Origin of the sequence: Streptomyces sp. NPDC088246, from assembly GCF_044741025.1 — a bacterium.
Lineage (GTDB): Bacteria > Actinomycetota > Actinomycetes > Streptomycetales > Streptomycetaceae > Streptomyces.
The window spans coordinates 62,332-80,755 of the sequence record NZ_JBIURV010000027.1 but is presented as its reverse complement, the minus strand read 5'-3'; the positions used below and the strand labels follow the sequence as shown (position 1 = coordinate 80,755).

Genomic DNA, 18,424 nt, shown 5'->3' with positions numbered 1-18,424 from the left:
ACCCCACAATGGGGGAGTGAACGAGTCAATACCTGTCATCCGGGACGTGGACCAGGGCACCGCCAGACTCCTGCCCGACGTGGACCGGGACAGGGCCTGGCTGCTCACCGTCGACGGTGCACCCCAGTCGTACGTCGATCTCGACGCGCCGGACCACCTCGAATTCGAGTACGCGCGACGGCTCGCCCATGTCGTGGACTGCGCCGCGGCACCGGGCGTACCGCTGGACGTACTCCATCTCGGCGGTGGTGCGCTCACCCTGCCCCGCTATGTCGCCGCGGCCAGGCCGGGCTCCCGCCAGGACGTCGCCGAGGCCGACCTCGGGCTCCTCGCCCTGGTCACCGAGCATCTGCCGGTCCCCGACGGCAGCGGGATCACCGTGCACGGCGCGGACGCGCGCAGCCGGCTGGAGCAGACCCCGCCCGGCTCCGTCGACGTCCTGATCGCGGATGTCTTCGGCGGCTCGCGAGTGCCCGCCCACCTCACCACCTTCGAGTACGCACAGGCTGCCCGCCGGGCGCTGCGCGACGGCGGAATCTACGCCGCCAACCTCGCGGACGGCGCACCCTTCGGCTTCCTCCGCTCCCAACTGGCCACCTTCGCGGGCGTCTTCGAGGAGCTCGCACTGATCGCCGAACCGGCGGTGCTGCGCGGCCGGCGCTTCGGCAACGTCGTCCTTGTCGCGTCCCGAAGGCCCATCGACACGGCCACGCTGACCCGCCGCTGCGCCGCCGACGCCTTTCCCGCCAGGGTCGAGCACGGGCCCGCGCTGGACCGGCTCGTCAAAGCCGCCCGGCCGGTCAGGGACGGCGAGGCGGTCGCCTCACCCGAGCCGCCCGACGGAGCCTTCAGCATCGGCTGAGGCCGGCCCCTGCGCCTTGGCCGTCACCACCTCGGTGGTGACGGTGGCACGGGTCAGATTGCGTACCTCGGGTACGAACAGCACGGCGCCGGTGACCAGTACGATCAGCCCCGCGCAGCCCCACAGGGCCTCACCGCGCCCGACCAGGGCCTCCACCGGACCGGCGAGCGCGGTGGCGACCGGCATCATCGCCACCGAGCCGAACCAGTCGTACGCCGAGACGCGCGACAGCTTCTCCTCCGGGATCTCCTGATGCATGGCCGTCATCCACGAGACCCCGAACACCTCGATGGCGACCCCGCTGACGAACATCACCACGCAGAGCCCGGCCACCGGCAGCGGCACCGCGAGTCCCGCCGACGGCAGGGCCAGCGGGAAGACACAGAGGGTTCCGGCCAGCAGCAGCCGGCGGGGCTTCCAGCGCATCATCAAGAACGCCCCGCCCAGCGTGCCGACCCCGAACGCGGCGAGCGCGAAGCCCCAGGGGCGGGCGCCACCGAGCTCGTCCCTGGCGACCAGCGGCCCGTACACCGACTCGGCGGCCCCCACAGCGGCGACCACGACCGAGAACTGCGCCACGATGCTCCACAGCCAGGGGCGGCCGATGAACTCCTTCCAGCCGTCCCGCAGATCGGCGAGCAGGCCGCCGCCCGGTGCGCGCGACGGAATGTGGCTGACATCCAGGAAGGCGCGCAGCGCACCCGCCACCGCGAAGGACGCGGCATCGATGGCCAGCACCCAGCCCGGGTCCATCGCCGCGATCATGGCGCCGCCGAGCGCCGCCCCGCCGATCGCCGCGCCCTGCATGGACATCCGGAAGAGGGCGAAGGCGCGGCTCGCCTGCTCACGGCTGACGCTCGACATCAGCATGCCCTCGGCCGCCGGGTTGAAGAACGCCTGCCCGGTGCCGCACAACGCGGTGAGCAGCATCATCTGCCACAGCTTCGGATCGCCGGCCAGGACCAGCCAGGCGAAGGCGGCCTGCGAGACGCAGTTGAGGGCGTTCGCCGCGACCATCACCCGGTGGCGCGGCAGCCGGTCCGCGATCGCCCCTCCGATCAGCAGGAAGAGCACCAGCGGTGCGGTCCTGGCGGCGGCCACCAGACCGACGTCGCCGCCGTCACCGCCCGACTCCAGAACCGCGAACGCCGCCGCGATCAGCGCGCCATGGGTGCCCAGGCCCGTGATGATCGCGGCGGCGGTCAGCAGACGGTAATTGCGGCCGGGGCGGCTCATCAGGGGTGCGGGGGCGGAAGCGGCAGTCACCAAGGGACTATCGCCGCTGCGACCCCGCCCTGCCAAATGCTTTCCCGGAGGCGGTGAGGACGGTCAGGATGACGGGGCGACGTCCACCAGCCGCACGGTGCTCAGGATCTGCTGAATCGTCGTGTCCGGCAACTCGTCCTTGACGGAATCGGCTCCGTACAGGACCCAGGACGCGAAGTCGCCCTTCTTGTTCTTGAAGGTGAAGGCGATCGTCTTGCCGTCGCTGTCACACTTCTTCCGCTTCGTGACATTGGGAGCGGTGGCCGTGACGACTTGGCCGGTCAGACCCGACTTGGTGGTGTACTGCTTGGCCGGCGTGAACTTGATGGTGCTCTGCGGCATGTGCTGCGCGTACGCGGCCCACGCCCAGGTGCCTGCCTCGCTGTGGGCGTTCTTGGCGGCGTCGGTGGCGCCCTGGGCTCCCCTGGTACCGGCACTGGCGAGGCTTACGTCTTCCGCGATGCCGTTCTTGTCGGGCTCTTTCACGCACCACTTCTTCTGGTAGAACGACGGCGCGGAGAAGCCGATGAGGGGCGAGCCGTCACCCTTCTTTTCGTCCTTGAAGAACGAGGCATGGCCCGGGCTGCCGACCTCCCAGTCGCCGGGCACGTCGAACTGTGTGCCCCACTTGGGATTGGTGACGACCTTCCAGCCCGCGATCAGGGGTTTGGCGTCCCCGTCGGTGCCGCGCGTGTTCTCCTCGGGCGAGGACGCGGAACCGGACGGTTTGGCGGGCGCCGACGAGTTCTTGTCGTCGGCGACGCCCTTGCCCTTGTTGCCGTCCTTGTTCATCACGACGACACCGGTGACCACGGCAGCCACGACGACGGCGGTGGCCGCGACGATCGCGATGGCGGTGGTCTTCGTCTTGCTGCCGTCGGGCTGCGGACCACCGGACGGACCGGGGACCGCGTACTGCGACACGGTCGGCTGCTGGTACGGGTTCGGCTGCGGGTAGCCGGGCTGCTGGCCCTGCTGCTGATACCCCGGCTGCTGTCCGGGCTGTCCCTGCTGCTGATATCCCGGCTGCTGATAGGGATTCGGCTGTTGGTACCCCGGCTGCTGATACGGGTTCTGATTCTGGTCCTGCGGGTTCTGCTCGCCCCCGGGCGGCTGCTGTCCTGGCCACATGGCGAGTAACGATAGAGGGGCGGTGGCCGGTCTGCTACGCCCGCCCCCGTGAGCGGACGGTGAAGGAAGCGACCAGTGGACGAAGCATGGGGATCCGGAGATGGCCAAACCGATCTACTCGTGAGTAACATTTCGTCATGAGCGCTGAACAGATGACCGTCGGCGAGATGCTCGCCGCGACGGTTCCGATGGCCCGGACCCTCAAGCTCGAGTTCCTGGAGACGACCGCCGAGCGTGCGGTGGTCCGTCTGCCGGACCAGGCCGACTACCACAACCACATCGGCGGACCCCACGCCGGCGCGATGTTCACGCTCGCGGAATCGGCGAGCGGCGCGATCGTCATCGCCGCCTTCGGCGACCAGCTGTCGCGTGCCGTGCCGCTGGCGGTGAGGGCGGAGATCGGTTACAAGAAGCTGGCCATGGGCGTCGTCACCGCGACGGCGACCCTCGGCCGCCCGGTGGCCGATGTCGTCGCCGAGCTCGACGAGGGCAAGCGGCCCGAGTTCCCCGTGATCATCGAGATCCAGCGTGCGGACGGTGCGGTGACCGGTGAGATGACGGTCATCTGGACGCTGCGTCCGAACGCCTGATACAGGACGGTTCCGTGAAGGGCCGCCGCGCACCCCATGAGGGGGCGTGGCGGCTTTTCGCGCTGTTCGGGCAGTTGGCGGGACAGGTAGCATTCCCGCCGTGCGCCGAGGAGTTGGCCGGCGGGCAACGGGACATCAGTACGGGAGGAACCGGCGTTGCACATCCAGGAATGGCTGGAGACCGTCCCCGCGGTCAGCGTTTACGTCCTGGTGGGCGTCGTCATCGGGCTGGAGAGCCTCGGAATTCCGCTGCCTGGCGAGATCGTCCTGGTCAGCGCGGCGCTGCTGGCCGCCGGGCACGACGGAATCAACCCCTGGATCCTCGGGGCCTGGGCCTCGGCGGGCGCGGTCATCGGCGACTCGATCGGATACGCCATCGGCCGCAAGGGCGGACGGCCGCTGCTCGCCCGGCTCGGCGGGAAGTTCCCCAAGCACTTCGGCGAGAGTCAGATCGCAACGGCGGAGCGGTCGTTCCAGAAGTGGGGCATGTGGGCGGTGTTCTTCGGCCGCTTCGTCGCACTGCTGCGGATCTTCGCGGGACCGCTGGCCGGCGTCCTGCACATGCCGTACTGGAAGTTCCTGATCGCCAACCTGCTCGGCGGCATTGTCTGGGCCGGTGGTACCACGGCCGTCGTCTACTCGGTGGGAGTCGTCGCCGAGGACTGGCTCAAGCGGTTCTCCTACCTCGGCCTGGTCGTCGCGGTGCTGATCGGTGTGACCTCGATGCTGGTGCTGAAGAACCGGGCCAAGAAGGCGGCGGCACAGGGGCCGGTCGTCTCCGCGCCCGACACGGGGACGGTACCGGTGGCGGACTGACCGGTCGTACCGCCGCGACCGACTGACCGGGGACGGTGCGGGCGCGCGGAAACGGCCGACGCTTCCGTTCGTCCGACCGCCCCAGCCCCTTTGGTTCCGTCGCGTTCCGCTCAGCTCTCGTGTGCCTGGCGGTGTGCCTTGGCCAGCTCCACATAGCCCACCGCGTTGAACTTGATCCCTTCCAGCTCCTCCTCGGTCAGCTGCCGCTTGACCTTGGCGGGTACGCCGGCGACGAGCGAGCCCGGGGGCACCTGCATCCCCTGCGGGACCAGCGCCTGTGTCGCGATCAGTGAACCGGCACCGATGCGGGCACCGTTGAGAACGGTGGACCCCATGCCGACCAGAACGTCGTCCTCGATGGTGCAGCCGTGGAGTACGGCGTTGTGCCCGACCGAGACGCGCTCGCCGACCGTGACGGGGAACCCGGGGTCGACATGGACGCTGCAGTTGTCCTGGATGTTGCTGTCGGCGCCGATGGCGATGGGACCGCAGTCGGCACGCAGTACTGCGTGGTACCAGACGCTGGAACCCGCGGCCATCGTGATCTCACCGATCACGACCGATGTCGGTGCGGTGAAGGCCTCCGCATCGATGTCCGGCTCCTTGCCGCCCATTCCCGTGATCAACGCCTGCTCTGCCATCGCCCGTTCCTCCGTGCCCCGGTGCTGTGCGGTCGCGGTCGTCCGATCGCAGCAGCTCGCTCGCCGCTGTTCGATCGCGTCAGGGGAACGGTATGCGACGGGCGGTGGAGCGCCGCCGAGTGGGGTGAACATCACAGGCCGCCGCGGTGATCACGCCGGGCGCCGCCGACTACCGTGTGCGAGTGCCCAAGAACAGGAACGCGTTCTCTTCCCTCGCCGCCTGGCGGCGGCGCGCCCTGTCCCGGGCGGTCCACCGCGGCTGGCGCTGGGTGCAGGAGTCGGGTGCGGTCACTGCTGAACACCCCGGCCGGCTGCGCTTCGGCCGGATCGGCGCAGGCACCCGCCTGGCCTTCCCGCAGGGCACGGTCTTCGGGGAGTCGTGGATCGAGCTCGGTGCCCACTGCGTGATCGGTGAACAGGTCACGCTGACGGCCGGACTCATGCCCGGCCTGGACCTCGGATCCGAGCCGATCCTGACCCTGGGGGACGGAGTGGTGCTCGGCCGCGGCAGCCATGTCGTCGCCGACACCAAGGTGACCATCGGCTCGGACACGTACTGCGGGCCGTATGTCTACATCACGTCCACGAACCACAGTTACGACGATCCGCACGAGCCGGTCGGCAGACAGTGGCCCCGAATGGAGCCGGTCGCCATCGGGCCGGGCTGCTGGATCGGCACCGGGGCGGTGATCCTGCCCGGGGCCACGCTCGGGCGCAACGCGGTGGTCGCCGCGGGCGCGGTGGTACGGGGTGAGGTGCCCGACCACGCGGTGGTGGCCGGTGCTCCCGCCCGTGTCGTACGCAGTTGGGATCCGGAGAAGGGCTGGCAGCCGCCGCTGCGCACCCCTGCTCCGGTGCCGATCCCGTCGGGCGTCACGCCCGAGCAGCTGCTGGCCCTGGCGGAACCGGGCGAGACATCGGGCCCGTCCGGCGACTGACGGGCGGTAGGTGCCGGATACTCAGCCGGTTGCCAGCAGCACCGTGCCCACCAGGGCGAGACCGGCCCCGGCCGCCTGCACCCCGCGCAGCCGTTCCTTGAGTACTCCGCGCGCGGCCAGGGCCGTGACGACCGGATAGAGCGAGGCGAGTACGGCGGCCACGGTGACCGGGCCGTGCTGTGCGGCTATCGAGTACGTGCCGTTGGCCGCGACATCCGCGAGCCCGACGAACACCAGGGCAGGCAGCGCGGCCAGCACCACGGCGGCCCCGCCCTCCTCCGGCAGCGCGCGTGCCCCGCGGCGCACCGATATGTACAGGGCGCTGCCGCCCACCGCGATATTGGTGAGGCGCTGGACGAAGAGCGCCAGGAACAGACCGGTCACCGTCGTGGACGCCTCCGCGATCAGGGACATCACCGAACCGAAGCCGAACGCGGCCACCAGGGTCAGCAGCACCGCCCGGCGCTGTACCGGCGCCCCGCGCAACTGCGGACCACCGGCGAGGACGATGCCCACCACGGCGACGCCGACCCCCGCGAACTGCAGCAGCCCCGGCCGCTCCCCGACGATGAGCCCGACGCTCACCGGCACGGCGACACCCAGCGATCCGAGCGGGGAGACGACGCCCATCGGGCCGAGCGCCAGGGCCTTGTAGAAGCTCAGCATCGCAACCGGTCCGACGGCGCCCGCCGCGACAGCGAACCAGAGCTGCGGGCCCGCCTCGCTCCAGCCGCCGGTCGCGATCACGATGGCGCCGAGCACCACGGCCGCAGCGGTCTGCGAGACGACGACCACGGTGAGCGCGGGCGTACGTCGCGTGACCAGCCCGCCGCCGAAGTCGGCCAGCCCCCAGAGCAGGCTGGTGGCCAGGGCGAACAGTGCTGTCATTGCATGCCTCGCAGTACAGTGCGATGAACGGTTGGGTGCACCACACCGTAGTGCAGTATTTTCGACCCTGTCATCCAAAATATTGGACGGAATGTGTCTGACCTCGATCAGCTCACCCAGTCGCTCGCGCGCAATCTCAAGCGCTGGAGGGGGGAACGCGGCTTCACTCTGGACGCACTCGCCGCCCGTGCCGGGGTCAGCCGCGGCATGATCATCCAGATCGAGCAGGCTCGCACCAACCCGAGCGTCGGCACCACGGTCAAGCTCGCCGACGCGCTGGGTGTCAGCATCACGACACTGCTCGACTACGAGCAGGGCTCACCGGTCCGGCTGGTGCCCGAGAGTCAGGCGGTGCGCATGTGGTCCACGGAGGCGGGCAGTTCCACCACGCTGCTCGTCGGTACGGAGGCCAGAGGGCCGCTCGAACTCTGGTCATGGCGCCTGATGCCGGGCGACAGCAGCGCCTCCGACCCGCACCCCGAGGGCACGGTCGAGCTGCTCCACGTCACCGCGGGCGAGCTCACCCTGATCGTCGACGGAACCCCATACTCCGTACCTGCCGGCGGGTCCGCCACGTTCGAGGCGCATCACCCGCACGCCTACCGCAACGACGGCTCCGAACCGACCGAGGTCACCATGGCGGTCTCCATCCCGCCCGTACGGTGAGACGGTCAACCGGCCGCCTTCGAGACGCTGTTAGCGTTGCGTGCATGCGCGCACCCATCGGATCCTTCGAGAATGCCTGCCCGGCGGTCGACCGCCTCGACCTGCTCGCCGAGGCCGTCGCCGCAGCCGTGAGCGAAGGCTGGGGCGGTGTCCCCGCCGCGCAGATCATCCACGTCGACACGGATCCGGCCATCGCCGACACGGCGGTCTTCGTCGAGCACCACGGTGCGGAACTGCTCGACCGGTCGGCCAACTGCGTCGTGGTGGCGGGCAAGCGCGGCGGCGTGGTGACACTGGCGGCCTGCCTCGTCCTCTCCCACTCCCGTGTCGACGTGAACGGTGCGGTCCGCAAGCACCTGGGCGCACGCAAGGCGTCCTTCGCCCCGATGGACACGGCAGTCGGTGAGACAGGCATGGAGTACGGCGGAATCACGCCGATCGGACTCCCGGCCTCTTGGCCGCTGCTGATCGATCCCGCCGTCGTCGACGAGGAATGGGTACTGATCGGCAGCGGCAGCCGGCGGGGCAAGCTGATCGTCCCGGGCAAGGCGCTGGCGGCGCTGCCGGGCGCGGTGGTCGTCGAGGGTCTGGGCGTCAGGGGCTGAGGTTCTCAGCCATGCGCTCGGCAGAGGGTCTGAACAGGCACTCCGCCCCGATGTGACGGCAGCCAGCGGGCCGCGAAGTCGACGGCCTCGGTGAAGCGGAAGAGCCGACTCGTCGACGACCCCACCGGGCCGATGCGGACAGCCGCACCGTTGTCCGAGCGGGCGAAGTCCGCCCCCAGGGCCGCGAAGTCGCTGTCGTCCAGCGCGACGTCCTCGTACTCCCACCACTGGCGCCGGCCCCCGGCCGTCACCACGCAGCGATAGGTGCGTCGGGGCGGGGCGGGCACCCGGTACTCGCCGAGATGGAACGCGGTGCAGGTGTCGAACCCGGTGCCCAGCAGGAGCACCTGGGCCCGCAGGTCGTAGAGCCGGGCCAACGGGGAGTCCTCGCCGAGATGGCAGTCGGGGCGGTGGTGCGCCACCAGTTTCCGGGCCGAGGGGCCGAGCGCGGCGAAGGATGTCTGGGGGTGGACGCTGCGCGCCGCCCCCTCGGTGAGCCGAACGGCCTCCGCGAGGCGGCCCATCGACGGTGCGGCCGACGTCGCCGGGTCGAAGGGCGGCATGCTCGCCCGTACGGCGTCCCGGGCCCGGTCGGTGAGACCGCGCACCCGGTCGAGGTAGTGCGGGGAGGTGTCGGAGTTCTCCGGGGTGAAGGCCGGGACGACGAGGGTGCCGTGCCCGCCGAGGGCGTCCCGTAACGCAGCGACCACTGCCCGGACCCCGCCGCTCACTGATCCCACCGCACGCGTCGACGCATGCACCAGGAGGACGCCGTTGCGCTCCACTCCCAGCTCGGACAGTTGCCCCGCAAGCGCGGTTCGGCTGTGGCGGACGGTCGGCGCAGTCGTAGTACTCACAGCGGGTCATTCTCCCAGCCGGGCGCCGGGTGTGACACCACGCACATTCGGACGAGCGGCGGGGGTGCTGCGGCTACCGGCTCAGCGCGGGAATCTCGATGGCCGGGCAGCGGTCCATGACCATGTCGACCCCGGCCGCCCGCGTGCGGTCGTACGCCTCGGTGTCGACCACGCCGAGCTGGAACCAGACCGCCTTCGCGCCCGCCGCCACCGCATCGTCGGCCACGGCGCCCGCAAGCTCACTGTTGACGAAGACGTCCACCACATCGACCGGGAACGGTATGTCGGCCAGCGAGGCGTAGCCGTCCTCGCCATGGACCCGCTCCGCCTTCGGGTGCACCGGGACCACTCGCTTGCCGAAGCGCTGAAGCACCTCGGCGACGCCGTAGGCCGCGCGCGACGGGTTGTCGGACAGGCCCACCACCGCCCAGGTCTCGCCCGTGTCCCGGAGAATCCTGCGGATCGTCTCTGCGTCTGCGTACATGACCGGGACAACGGGCAGTGGCCCCGGACCATTCCCGGCCGGGGCATAGGGTAGGCGGATGCAGGAGCAGTACCGGACAGTCGCCCGAGCGGGCGTGCACGAGACCGAGATCAACAGGTCGCGCTTCATCTGCGCGCTCGCCCCCGCCGCCACCGAGCAGGAGGCGCAGGACTTCGTCGCACGCGTCCGCAGGGAGCATCCGACCGCCACCCACAACTGCTTCGCCTACGTGATCGGCGCCGACGCCTCCGTGCAGAAGGCGAGCGACGACGGAGAGCCCGGTGGCACCGCGGGCGTACCCATGCTGCAGATGTTGACACGCCGTGAGATGCGGTACGTCGTCGCCGTCGTCACCCGCTACTACGGCGGCGTGAAGCTCGGTGCGGGCGGACTGATCCGGGCGTACGGGGGAGTGGTCGGGGAGGCCCTCGACGAACTCGGCACCATCACCCGGCAGCGGTTCCGCCTTGCCACGATCACCGTCGGCCATGAGCGCGCGGGCAAGCTGGAGAACGACTTGCGAGCCACCGGGCGGAGTGTCCGAGAGGTCCGCTACGCGGAGGCCGTCGTCATCGAGATCGGGCTGCCGGACGCCGATGTCGACGGATTCCGCGGCTGGCTGGCGGACGCGACAGCGGGCGAGGCCGAGCTGGAACTGGGCGGCGAGGCGTACGGGGACGCCTGACCGGGTCTCCACGTCCCCACAGACGTCCCGGGGGCCCCGGGTGCTGCCGGGGCCTGATCTACCGCACGGGACAATGCGCGCGTGACCCAACTCCTGACCAGCAGTGATCTCTTGGCCGTCCTCGATCCGGAAGCCTCGCTGAAGGCCCTGCGAGAGGGCTTCTGCCAAGCCGGTTCCTCGACGGTCACGGGGCAGCGCGTGCGCACGGATCTGACCTTCCCGGGCACGGCGACGGCCCTGATACCCGGGCTGCTGCCGGGCATTGATGCGTACACCGTCAAGGTCAATGCCAAATTTCCGGGTGCCCGGCCGGCGCTGCGCGGTGTGATCTGTCTGCACAACGGCCGGGACGGCGAACTCCTCGCAATCCTCGACTCCGCCACCGTCACAGCATGGCGGACCGGACTGGCCGCTGCCCTCGGCACCCATGTCATCGCCGCTCCCGACCCTGCGGGCGAAGCGGTGCTGGGCGTCGTCGGCGCGGGCGCACAGGCCGAGATCATGGTCCGCGGGCTGCGGAGCCTGCGGGGCTACCGCGATCTCGTGGTACACGACACCGACCCGGAACGCGCAGCGGAATTCGCCGCCCGGCACCACGGCCGGGTCCTCGGCTCCGCGACCGGAATCGCTGCGGCCGCGGATGTCGTCCTGCTCTCCACCTGGTCACGCACACCTCTGCTGAGCCTTGCCGACAGCCGCCCCGGACAGCACTTCACCACGCTCGGCGCCGATGAACCCGGCAAGCAGGAACTCTCCGCCGACCTGCTCGCCGCTGCCCTCCTCGTCGTCGACGACCGTGAGCAGGCCGGGGCGATGGGCGCTCTCGCCGCAGCGGGGCCGGCCACCGCCGCGGCCGCCGCGGCCCCGACCCCGACACATGCGTCCGTCGCCGCTTCCGTCCGCAGCGACACAGACACACGCACCCGCCCCACCGGGCCGTCCGCGGTCGGCCGCGACACCCTCCACCTCGTCGACCGCGCCCGCCGGGACCTGTGGGTGCCGGACACGGCTCGTGAGCTGATGGTCGGCATGTTCTACCCCGCGCTTCCCGGCACCGGTGCGCCGGCGCCGTACGCCACGGTCCAGGAGGCCCGGCTGTTCCTAAGAAGCCATGGGTTGGAAGGCGTCCTCCCCGCCGAGACCCTGAGCGCCACGGCCACCAGCGGCCGCGTCGGCGCCCGGCCCGCCCGCGGCCCGTGCTGCCGCACCGGCCGGGATGCGGCCTTGAAGCCCTTCCGGGCCAGGCACAAGGCCCGCCCCGCGGTTACCACCCGGAGCGATCCGAGCCGCTCCTCTCCGACCCGAACCGACCCGACCAGCGTCGGCTCATGACCAAAGCTTGTTCCGGGGCGGGCGAGTGGTGTCCCGTCAAGGAGTAGATGTGGCGACGGGCCCACCGGACCCGGAACGGGGCGCGGAGGTTGGTCTCTCCACGCGGGGCGAAGGCACCGACCGTGAACGAGTGGGCCGGTCGTGACCGGCGATGGGTGGGGAGAGCGCCGAGCTGAGCTGTGCCGGTCCTGAGCATCGACCGTGGCCGTGTTGCCGGGCGGGCGGCTGTCGGGACGGCCTTTGACCGGTGACGCCCGGGTGATCGTGCCCATGTGACAGGCTCGTGTGCATGAGACCCGACCTGGTACTCGTCCGCGAGCTGATCGAGGAATCGCCGGTGATCAGTGCCCGGCTAGGTGCCGGCGTGCCGACCGCGTGGATCCGCGCGGCCGAGTCCGTCGTGGGCACGCTGCCGCCCTCGTACCGGTGGTGGCTGACGGAGTACGGCAGCGGCACGTCTGCCGGTGCGCGGATAGCGACTGTCCCTTCACCCGGGACGCGTTCCGGTGAGGACGACGACATCACCGGCGGATGGCGCCTCGACGGGGGCCGGCTCTGCTTCTGTGTCGAGCCCGATGGCGGTGACACCTACCACTTCGCGCTCGACCGGCAGGCGGGCGGGGAGTACGCGGTGGTCCGCCGCGACCGCGTCAGCGGCCAAGAAGAGCTGGTGGCGGACACCTTCGCGGGCTTCCTGACCGTTCAGGTGGCCCTGCGCAACGGATTCGGTGCCGGGCTCACGTCCGCACTGGCCCGGCTCTGGCGGTCGACGCCGGGGGTCCTGCTGCCCAACGGCGTGCTGATCTATGGCCCACACACCATCATCGAACGCAACGAGACCTACCAAGTAGGCGAATACGCGCCGGACTGGGTCCTCATCGGGGACGACAGCGGAGGCAGTGGCCTGTTCATGCGGCGTCACCCCTGTGACCGAACGACGGTCTATCTCCTCGATCTCGGGGCCGGCGAGCGGGACATCGACAGCTGCGGCGTGAGCGAAAAGCTGACCGACAACCTCCTCGACTGGCTACGCGCGACGGGATCCGAGAGGGCCGCGCGACCACAGAAGGCGCCAGAGAATCCTGAGCGACCGGTCAGACCGCGAAGCTGCCCCCGCCCTGTCTGTTCCGGTGGGTAGGGTTGATCGTCACGTGATCGATCACATGTGCGGGGTTGCAGAAGGGGTCATGGATGTCCGCGGAGGAGTTTCCCGCTGTCGGCACGCGATGGGCAGCCCGGTCCGGCGCAGGGGAGGGCGGTGGAGAGTCCCTGATGCGGGAAGACGTCATGACGGCCGGGACGGGCCTGCGGGTCTACCCCGAGCCTGCGGACGTGTTCGTCGCCGACCAGGTCGAACTGGCCTGGCACCTGCACCCGTTGATCTCCATCGATCTTGCCCAGGTGAACCCGGCCTGGCACGGCTGGATCCACCTGGTCAGCCCGCTGGAACCGGCGGAGGGATACCTCGGTGACCACACCCCGGATTTCCACTCGGCCCTGCAGACAGCCAACTGGCTCGGGTTCGCGATGGACGGCGACCGCTACCGCCTGCTCGGCGACGTGCGCTACTTCGTGCGGGCGACAACCCCCGAGGAAGTACCCGAGCCCTGGGAAGGATTCCGCGCCCGGCTCGATGAGCACTGCGAGCGACAGGAACGCAGCTACCGCGCTCAGCGGGATACCTTCCGCCGTGAGGGCGAACTACTCAGGCTCGACGACGAGGGTTCCCCGTTGTACGGGGTGCGCGACCCGGTGGCGCTGCTGGATCAGCTCGGCGGCCATGCGGACGCCCACAGCAACTGGGTCGATCCCGACCTGTTCCGCCTTGAGCACGACGACGACCAGGCGTGGCCGGTCAGCCCAGCCGGAAACCGGTTCCAGTTCGTGGCGGCGGTGCCGGGCTGGCACTACCGACGCAGCGGCGCCGACCAGATTCTGCTGTTCTTCGAACCCATCGACCGGCTGGCCCTGCTGACCTTCGACTGGAGCTGAGGCCCCGGCGAATTCGACTACGAGCCCTATTCCGCGTTCCTGTCCGCCGAGGAGACACCGCGTGGCTACGAGCCTGGACGGACCATGGTGAGCTGAACGGCGACGCCTTCCGTGTCTTTGGTCAGGACGGCAGCGGTGGCTACGCGGCCTTCTGGCTGGTCCGTCCGGGACGACCCCTCGTCGACCAGCCCGTCGTGTTCCTCGCCCCTATGGGGTGCGGGTCGGCCGCGTGGCTCGCCGCTGCGGCCGCTGGGGTCGAGCTCGTCGAGTGAGGAGTGCAGCCCATCGATCGGTGCACGCGCTGCCGGCCGTGCGGTGCGGACCGTCACCAGTTCCCAGCGGACGTCCGTCTGCTCGGACCAGTCCTCGTCCAGTCCGATGCCCAGTAGCCCCGGATCGTCGATCAACTGGCAGACGTTGTAAATGAGGTCATGCTGCATCTGTCGCACCACATCGGTCAGATCGTCCGGATTCACGCCGCACGCCAGGATCCGGTGCAGCGCCGCCGCCGATGCGCTGCCAGGAACGCGCCCCTGCTCGTGGCCTCCTGACCGGGACTCGATCCACGACGGGGAGCCGTCGGTGTAGGCATCCTCGTCGACAACCATGTTCCACATGGCGGTAAGGAACGACTGACGTGCCTGTGCCTGCCAGCCATCGGGATGGGGGTCTTCGACTTCGGCCATGCACCAACACTGCCAGCCGTCGGTGGGGGCGCCGCCGACGGGTAGAAGGGTTGCGCCATCGCTTCCCGCTTCCCGCTGTCACCTGGAATTGCGGCTGCTGGATCGTGCGAGGGCTTCCGGGCGGAGGATGTCGTCGAGGTCGGCCTGCATCAGGAGTCCCTGGGTCAGGACGATGTCGGCGATGGTGCGTCCGGTGACGAGCGCTTTCTGCGCCTGGTCGAGGTGCCCGCTCCGCCCTGGATGACATCCACGACGAACTGGTCGTGCAGCTTGCCGGAGCGGATTTCTTCGCAGGCGACGACGATCGCGTCGGCCTTGTGCGCGTCGAGGAGCCCCAGGCCGCGGTTGGCCAGAGCGGCGGCCTGCCTGACGGCGGCCAGGCCGTCGGCGTCCGTCACTAATTCCACCGCCGGCACGGCCGCACGCACCGCCGACCACAGCGGCGCGAGCCTGCCGCACCCGTACCAGGCGCGCAGCGGGCGGGACCAGCCGGCTGCTCCAGGCGGGCGCCGTCACTCCCGCGAATCCAAGGGGCCCGCAGACGACTGCCGGCACGGCCGACAGTGCGCTCTCGGCACCGTTCTCAGCTCCCGTGGCCAGCACGTCAAGCATGTCGTTGATGTTGCTTGTGGTCCACAGGAGTCCGACCGCGGCGCCGGCCGGCATCGGTCGCAGCCCGACGCGAAGGGGGCCGGGTCGCACGTGCCTGGCGCAGCGGCCGGTCAGCAGCCCGAACACGGTCGGACACCAGCAGAAGTGGGCGGTGAGCAGGGCGATGCAGGCGACCAGGAAGAACCGTCCGTTGCCGTGGGCGGTAATGAGGTTGCCCACCCGGGTGGTGTCAGCGGCGACATACGCGAGGACGCTCAGCAGGAGCGTTCCAGCGGTGACGGCCGCCTGCCGTCGAACCCCGGCCCGGGCACGATCGGGTGGCCCGATCGTGTGCGACGGCATGGCCAGGCAGCCGACGGCGGTCGGCTCCAACTGCTTGCCGACCAGCGTGACGGAACCGAGGACCGGCCCGGCGCTGCTGGTTGCGGCCGGCGCCGCCGGAGCCGTGACGGCCAACGCGAGCCCCGGGCACAGGCCGCAGGCGTACACGCAGCGCAGTGCCGGATCCGATCGACGGCCGCGGTCGGACATGAGCGCTTGAGCCGGCGGATGTGCACGTCAGTTGGCGGGACTGAATACCCGAGAAGACTAGGGCCAGGGATAGGTCGGATCCTCGGTGATCTTCACCTGCTGGGGGGTGTTTCTGGGGAAGGTCCAGATGCGGCCCAGGGTGCTGGTGGCGGTCACCGTGGTTGCGTCCAAGGTGACTTCGGTGAACGGATTGGACGAGCAGGAGACCGCGATCCATTCCAGGGTGTGGTGGTCATCGTCCCGAGTCAGGGCGACCCAGCCGATACTGCCGTGGTCCGATGATTCACCTGCCAGGGCACGGCTTCCGGCGTAGGTGCATGACGCGAACGTCGTATCAACGTTTATCCAGTCACTGGGGGTCCACGCGGTGGCCCGTAGGAGTTGCCACCACTGCCAGTCCTCGGCTCGCATGTCATGGAGGCGGTCTGCGGGGGAGAGCCGCATGAGTCGCATGACCGACAGGGATCCGTCGGAGAACATGATGAAGTCTCCGTGGGGCGCCTCCCGGACGCGCCAACGATCGCGGATCAGGTCGGCGTTGGGTGTCGCGTCGGGGGAGTTCACACCCGCAATGATGACATCGAGGAACGGCGCGAGGAGAGGGCTGCATCAGTCAGCCACCCGTCGGCCCACCAGAACTCGAACCAGAGGCGGCCCACCCCCTCCGCAACGCCGTAAGGGCAACGCTCCCGCCCATTGCGAGAAAGAGGTATTGGTAGAACTGTCCAACCGGGAAACTGCGTAACCGGCCTGGACGCCGGGAGAGCAACTTGAGTGAGATGGTGTGATGTCGAGCGGTGTCGGTGCCCGCAGCAGCAGGCGAGGGGGCAGGCGGATGGTCAGTCGTGGAAGCGGGGGGCTTCCCTGCGTCGGCGGCCCACCTCGCCGGCGGCGTCACAGCCCTCGACGGCTCGCCTGACACCAGGGCTCAGCGGGGGCACCCCACACAATGGGAGCAGCCTCCAGCAAGTCCGTATCGCTGACGGCTCGTTGCTCGTCGTACCAGATGGCGGCCAGTCGGACATCGAAGGGGAACTCGACGTTCGTGCCGTCCGCGAAGGAGATCATCACGTGCGTGTCGGGGCCGTCCGGATGGTTGTCCAGCCATTGCACGTGGCTGATGATCGGAGTGAGTGCTCCGCCCGGGCCTACGAGTCGGTAGCCCTCCTCGACGCCTTGGGACGACCTGGAGATCAGTACGGGCTGGCGGCGGGCAGCTCGCTCGTCCCGGTAGTACTTCGCGGCCATGCCTTCAGATTATCCGAGTCATCGGCCGGTAACCGGTGAAGGACGACGGTCCGCACTCGAGTTGTGGCCAGTTGGCCTGCCACGAAACGATCCCGCCTCGGATGGACGGGGTAGACCGGCATCGACCGATTCAATTACGTCAGGAAGCCGATGAGTGCGAAGCCCGCAGGTCCACGCAATCTGCTCAGATACCTCACGATCACATCCATCACCATGATCGTTGTGGGGCTGTGCAGTTTCTCCGCGATCGTGATATTCATCATACCGAACCACACCGAGGTGATATCTGCCTTGAAGAGCCGCGGGGTTCAGACCCGCGCGACTGTCACGAGATGCCAGCAAACCCTCCACGACGAAAACGGTAGCGAACTGTCTGTCACCTGCTGGGTACGCTTTACCCCGTCCGGCGGGAGTTCCGTTGAATCGCCGCTGAAATTCAAGACGCATCAGGTGAGGGACGGCTACACCATGGTGGTTGTGTACGATCCGAAGGATGCCGGCACGGTCGCCCTTCCCTCGGACCTCGGCTACTGGAATACCCTCGCCAGGAACACTCTCGATTTGCTTTTGCTGCTCATCTCAGCGGCAATGGTGCCTCTGGGAATCGCGGGTATCGCCCTGCGGAGGCTTTTCGGACGCTTCACGAAGCGGTACACGGAAAATTTCGATGAAATTGACCCGGCCGCCAATCAACGCCTCGGTCCGGTCGTCGCCCAGGCCATGGCTCGGGCCTGGACTCGGCGCAAACCTTCCGGAAAGTGAGCACTCGTCCGGCACGTGGATGCCGAGCATGCGCTGTTCGTCCGGCAGTGGCCGTGACTCGCACACCATCGATTCCTGAGCAGGCGCGGGTTTCTGTCACAACAGCGCTTTCATCGAAACGTGCCTCGCGATCGGACCGCATAGCCCCACCCGGAATTACACGTCGAAGCTCATTAGTTGGATTCCTCGGGCTCAGGCTTCAGGCGCGTACTCCTCCGGATTCGCCGAAATCTCGGCGATGGGTCCTTCGGGGAATTCTTCAAAACTCGCTGCGATGTAGCTCATCTCATCCGGATCGTGCGTGTACGCGATGATCTGGTAGGGTGCGCCTTTCTTCGCAGGGGAATAATCCCGTATCAGGGTTCCTGCCCCCTCGTCGAACTCGGCGAAGGGTGGTCAGTCGTCATTGAACCAGCCTGCTTGGATTCGAGGATCCTGAGGCCTCGGATCGATATAATCCATGTATCGAGGGGCATTTTGCTTCATGGGCTGTCGCCTTCCGGCCGCTTCCTCGACGGAGAGGAAAACGTAGCCGCTCTCATAGCCGGGCCTGGTGAACACTGGCATCCAGGCCGGTCCACCGTTCGCCTCCAGCCATGCGGCCCGCAGCCCCGGCTCCACCGAGGAATCGAGATCCCGCTCGATTGCATGAATCTGGAAAGCAGTTGCTGGTGGAGCAAGCTCGAGGCGGCCTTCGCGCGTCCGGTAGATCTCTGCCAGAAAACCCCGGTAGGGTACTGAAGTCCATCGAGGAATTTCCCTCACTCACAGTCGGTCGATTCACATGCTTCTGCGAAGCTTTGTACACCGCTTCGGCAATCTGTTGACGGAC

At 69.0% G+C, this 18,424-nt stretch carries 20 protein-coding genes and 2 pseudogenes; 11 read left to right on the top strand and 11 right to left on the bottom strand.

Features of this window, described 5'->3' with window-relative positions:
• Nucleotides 1-16: 16 nt before the first annotated feature.
• On the top strand, nt 17-862 hold the full coding sequence (locus ACIPEK_RS31465) for a spermidine synthase (protein WP_402002982.1): 846 nt from the start codon (nt 17-19) through the stop codon (nt 860-862).
• On the opposite strand, the gene ACIPEK_RS31460 is transcribed toward ACIPEK_RS31465, so the two are convergent.
• On the bottom strand, nt 824-2,098 hold the full coding sequence (locus ACIPEK_RS31460; RefSeq protein WP_402003049.1) for an MFS transporter: 1,275 nt from the start codon (nt 2,096-2,098) through the stop codon (nt 824-826). The genes ACIPEK_RS31465 and ACIPEK_RS31460 overlap by 39 nt on opposite strands.
• Before the next feature lie 93 nt (nt 2,099-2,191).
• Nucleotides 2,192-3,259, bottom strand: coding sequence for a hypothetical protein (locus tag ACIPEK_RS31455; RefSeq protein WP_402002980.1), 1,068 nt, complete (start codon nt 3,257-3,259; stop codon nt 2,192-2,194).
• 152 nt (nt 3,260-3,411) lie between these two features.
• On the opposite strand from ACIPEK_RS31455, the gene ACIPEK_RS31450 reads away from it, so the two are divergent.
• A complete protein-coding gene (locus ACIPEK_RS31450) occupies nt 3,412-3,849 on the top strand; it encodes a DUF4442 domain-containing protein (protein ID WP_402003046.1) in 438 nt (145 codons plus the stop codon).
• Nucleotides 3,850-4,005: 156 nt separating this feature from the next.
• Nucleotides 4,006-4,665, top strand: a complete 660-nt coding sequence (locus ACIPEK_RS31445) for a DedA family protein (protein WP_383078093.1) — start codon at nt 4,006-4,008, stop codon at nt 4,663-4,665.
• A 110-nt stretch (nt 4,666-4,775) separates the two neighbouring features.
• Here ACIPEK_RS31445 and ACIPEK_RS31440 read toward each other — a convergent pair whose 3' ends face one another.
• Nucleotides 4,776-5,306, bottom strand: coding sequence for a gamma carbonic anhydrase family protein (locus ACIPEK_RS31440; protein WP_402002977.1), 531 nt, complete (start codon nt 5,304-5,306; stop codon nt 4,776-4,778).
• 182 nt (nt 5,307-5,488) lie between these two features.
• On the opposite strand from ACIPEK_RS31440, the gene ACIPEK_RS31435 reads away from it, so the two are divergent.
• Complete coding sequence (locus ACIPEK_RS31435) at nt 5,489-6,244, top strand: acyltransferase (protein WP_402002974.1); 756 nt, start codon at nt 5,489-5,491, stop codon at nt 6,242-6,244.
• Nucleotides 6,245-6,265: 21 nt separating this feature from the next.
• Here the strand turns inward: ACIPEK_RS31435 and ACIPEK_RS31430 are convergent, their stop codons facing one another.
• Entirely contained in the window at nt 6,266-7,132 is an 867-nt protein-coding gene (locus tag ACIPEK_RS31430) for an EamA family transporter (protein WP_402002972.1), read from the bottom strand.
• Between the two features lie 93 nt (nt 7,133-7,225).
• Between ACIPEK_RS31430 and ACIPEK_RS31425 the strand changes: the two genes are divergently transcribed.
• A complete protein-coding gene (locus ACIPEK_RS31425) occupies nt 7,226-7,798 on the top strand; it encodes a helix-turn-helix domain-containing protein (RefSeq protein ID WP_402002969.1) in 573 nt (190 codons plus the stop codon).
• A gap of 44 nt (nt 7,799-7,842) precedes the next feature.
• Nucleotides 7,843-8,403 (top strand): YbaK/EbsC family protein, encoded by a 561-nt coding sequence (locus ACIPEK_RS31420; RefSeq protein WP_402002966.1) that lies wholly within the window; start codon nt 7,843-7,845, stop codon nt 8,401-8,403.
• 5 nt (nt 8,404-8,408) lie between these two features.
• Here the strand turns inward: ACIPEK_RS31420 and ACIPEK_RS31415 are convergent, their stop codons facing one another.
• Both ACIPEK_RS31415 and ACIPEK_RS31410 read right to left on the bottom strand, forming a co-directional pair.
• A complete protein-coding gene (locus ACIPEK_RS31415; RefSeq protein WP_402002963.1) occupies nt 8,409-9,260 on the bottom strand; it encodes an aminoglycoside N(3)-acetyltransferase in 852 nt (283 codons plus the stop codon).
• A 73-nt stretch (nt 9,261-9,333) separates the two neighbouring features.
• Nucleotides 9,334-9,744, bottom strand: a complete 411-nt coding sequence (locus tag ACIPEK_RS31410; RefSeq protein ID WP_402002960.1) for a CoA-binding protein — start codon at nt 9,742-9,744, stop codon at nt 9,334-9,336.
• Nucleotides 9,745-9,802: 58 nt separating this feature from the next.
• Between ACIPEK_RS31410 and ACIPEK_RS31405 the strand changes: the two genes are divergently transcribed.
• The 4 genes and pseudogenes from ACIPEK_RS31405 to ACIPEK_RS31390 all read left to right on the top strand — a co-directional run bounded on the left by ACIPEK_RS31405 (nt 9,803) and on the right by ACIPEK_RS31390 (nt 13,753).
• On the top strand, nt 9,803-10,429 hold the full coding sequence (locus tag ACIPEK_RS31405; RefSeq protein WP_402002957.1) for a YigZ family protein: 627 nt from the start codon (nt 9,803-9,805) through the stop codon (nt 10,427-10,429).
• Nucleotides 10,430-10,510: 81 nt separating this feature from the next.
• Nucleotides 10,511-11,263, top strand: a pseudogene (locus ACIPEK_RS31400) (NAD(P)-binding domain-containing protein); the annotation flags it as partial.
• A 787-nt stretch (nt 11,264-12,050) separates the two neighbouring features.
• On the top strand, nt 12,051-12,899 hold the full coding sequence (locus tag ACIPEK_RS31395; protein ID WP_402002954.1) for an SMI1/KNR4 family protein: 849 nt from the start codon (nt 12,051-12,053) through the stop codon (nt 12,897-12,899).
• A 134-nt stretch (nt 12,900-13,033) separates the two neighbouring features.
• Nucleotides 13,034-13,753: a hypothetical protein gene (locus tag ACIPEK_RS31390; protein WP_402002951.1), complete on the top strand. Its 720-nt coding sequence runs from the start codon at nt 13,034-13,036 to the stop codon at nt 13,751-13,753.
• 65 nt (nt 13,754-13,818) lie between these two features.
• Here ACIPEK_RS31390 and ACIPEK_RS31385 read toward each other — a convergent pair whose 3' ends face one another.
• From ACIPEK_RS31385 to ACIPEK_RS31370, 4 genes and pseudogenes are all read right to left on the bottom strand, one after another.
• Nucleotides 13,819-14,439 carry a hypothetical protein gene (locus ACIPEK_RS31385; protein ID WP_402002948.1) on the bottom strand — a complete coding sequence of 207 codons (621 nt, stop codon included), beginning with the start codon at nt 14,437-14,439 and terminating at the stop codon, nt 13,819-13,821.
• A 215-nt stretch (nt 14,440-14,654) separates the two neighbouring features.
• Nucleotides 14,655-14,915: pseudogene (locus ACIPEK_RS31380) on the bottom strand (lyase family protein); the annotation flags it as partial.
• Between the two features lie 724 nt (nt 14,916-15,639).
• Nucleotides 15,640-16,146, bottom strand: coding sequence for a hypothetical protein (locus ACIPEK_RS31375; protein ID WP_402002945.1), 507 nt, complete (start codon nt 16,144-16,146; stop codon nt 15,640-15,642).
• Between the two features lie 330 nt (nt 16,147-16,476).
• Entirely contained in the window at nt 16,477-16,830 is a 354-nt protein-coding gene (locus tag ACIPEK_RS31370; protein WP_402002942.1) for a hypothetical protein, read from the bottom strand.
• Between the two features lie 150 nt (nt 16,831-16,980).
• On the opposite strand from ACIPEK_RS31370, the gene ACIPEK_RS31365 reads away from it, so the two are divergent.
• On the top strand, nt 16,981-17,592 hold the full coding sequence (locus ACIPEK_RS31365) for a DUF3592 domain-containing protein (protein ID WP_402002939.1): 612 nt from the start codon (nt 16,981-16,983) through the stop codon (nt 17,590-17,592).
• Nucleotides 17,593-17,988: 396 nt separating this feature from the next.
• Here the strand turns inward: ACIPEK_RS31365 and ACIPEK_RS31360 are convergent, their stop codons facing one another.
• Nucleotides 17,989-18,357, bottom strand: coding sequence for a hypothetical protein (locus ACIPEK_RS31360; protein WP_402002936.1), 369 nt, complete (start codon nt 18,355-18,357; stop codon nt 17,989-17,991).
• Nucleotides 18,358-18,424: the final 67 nt, after the last annotated feature.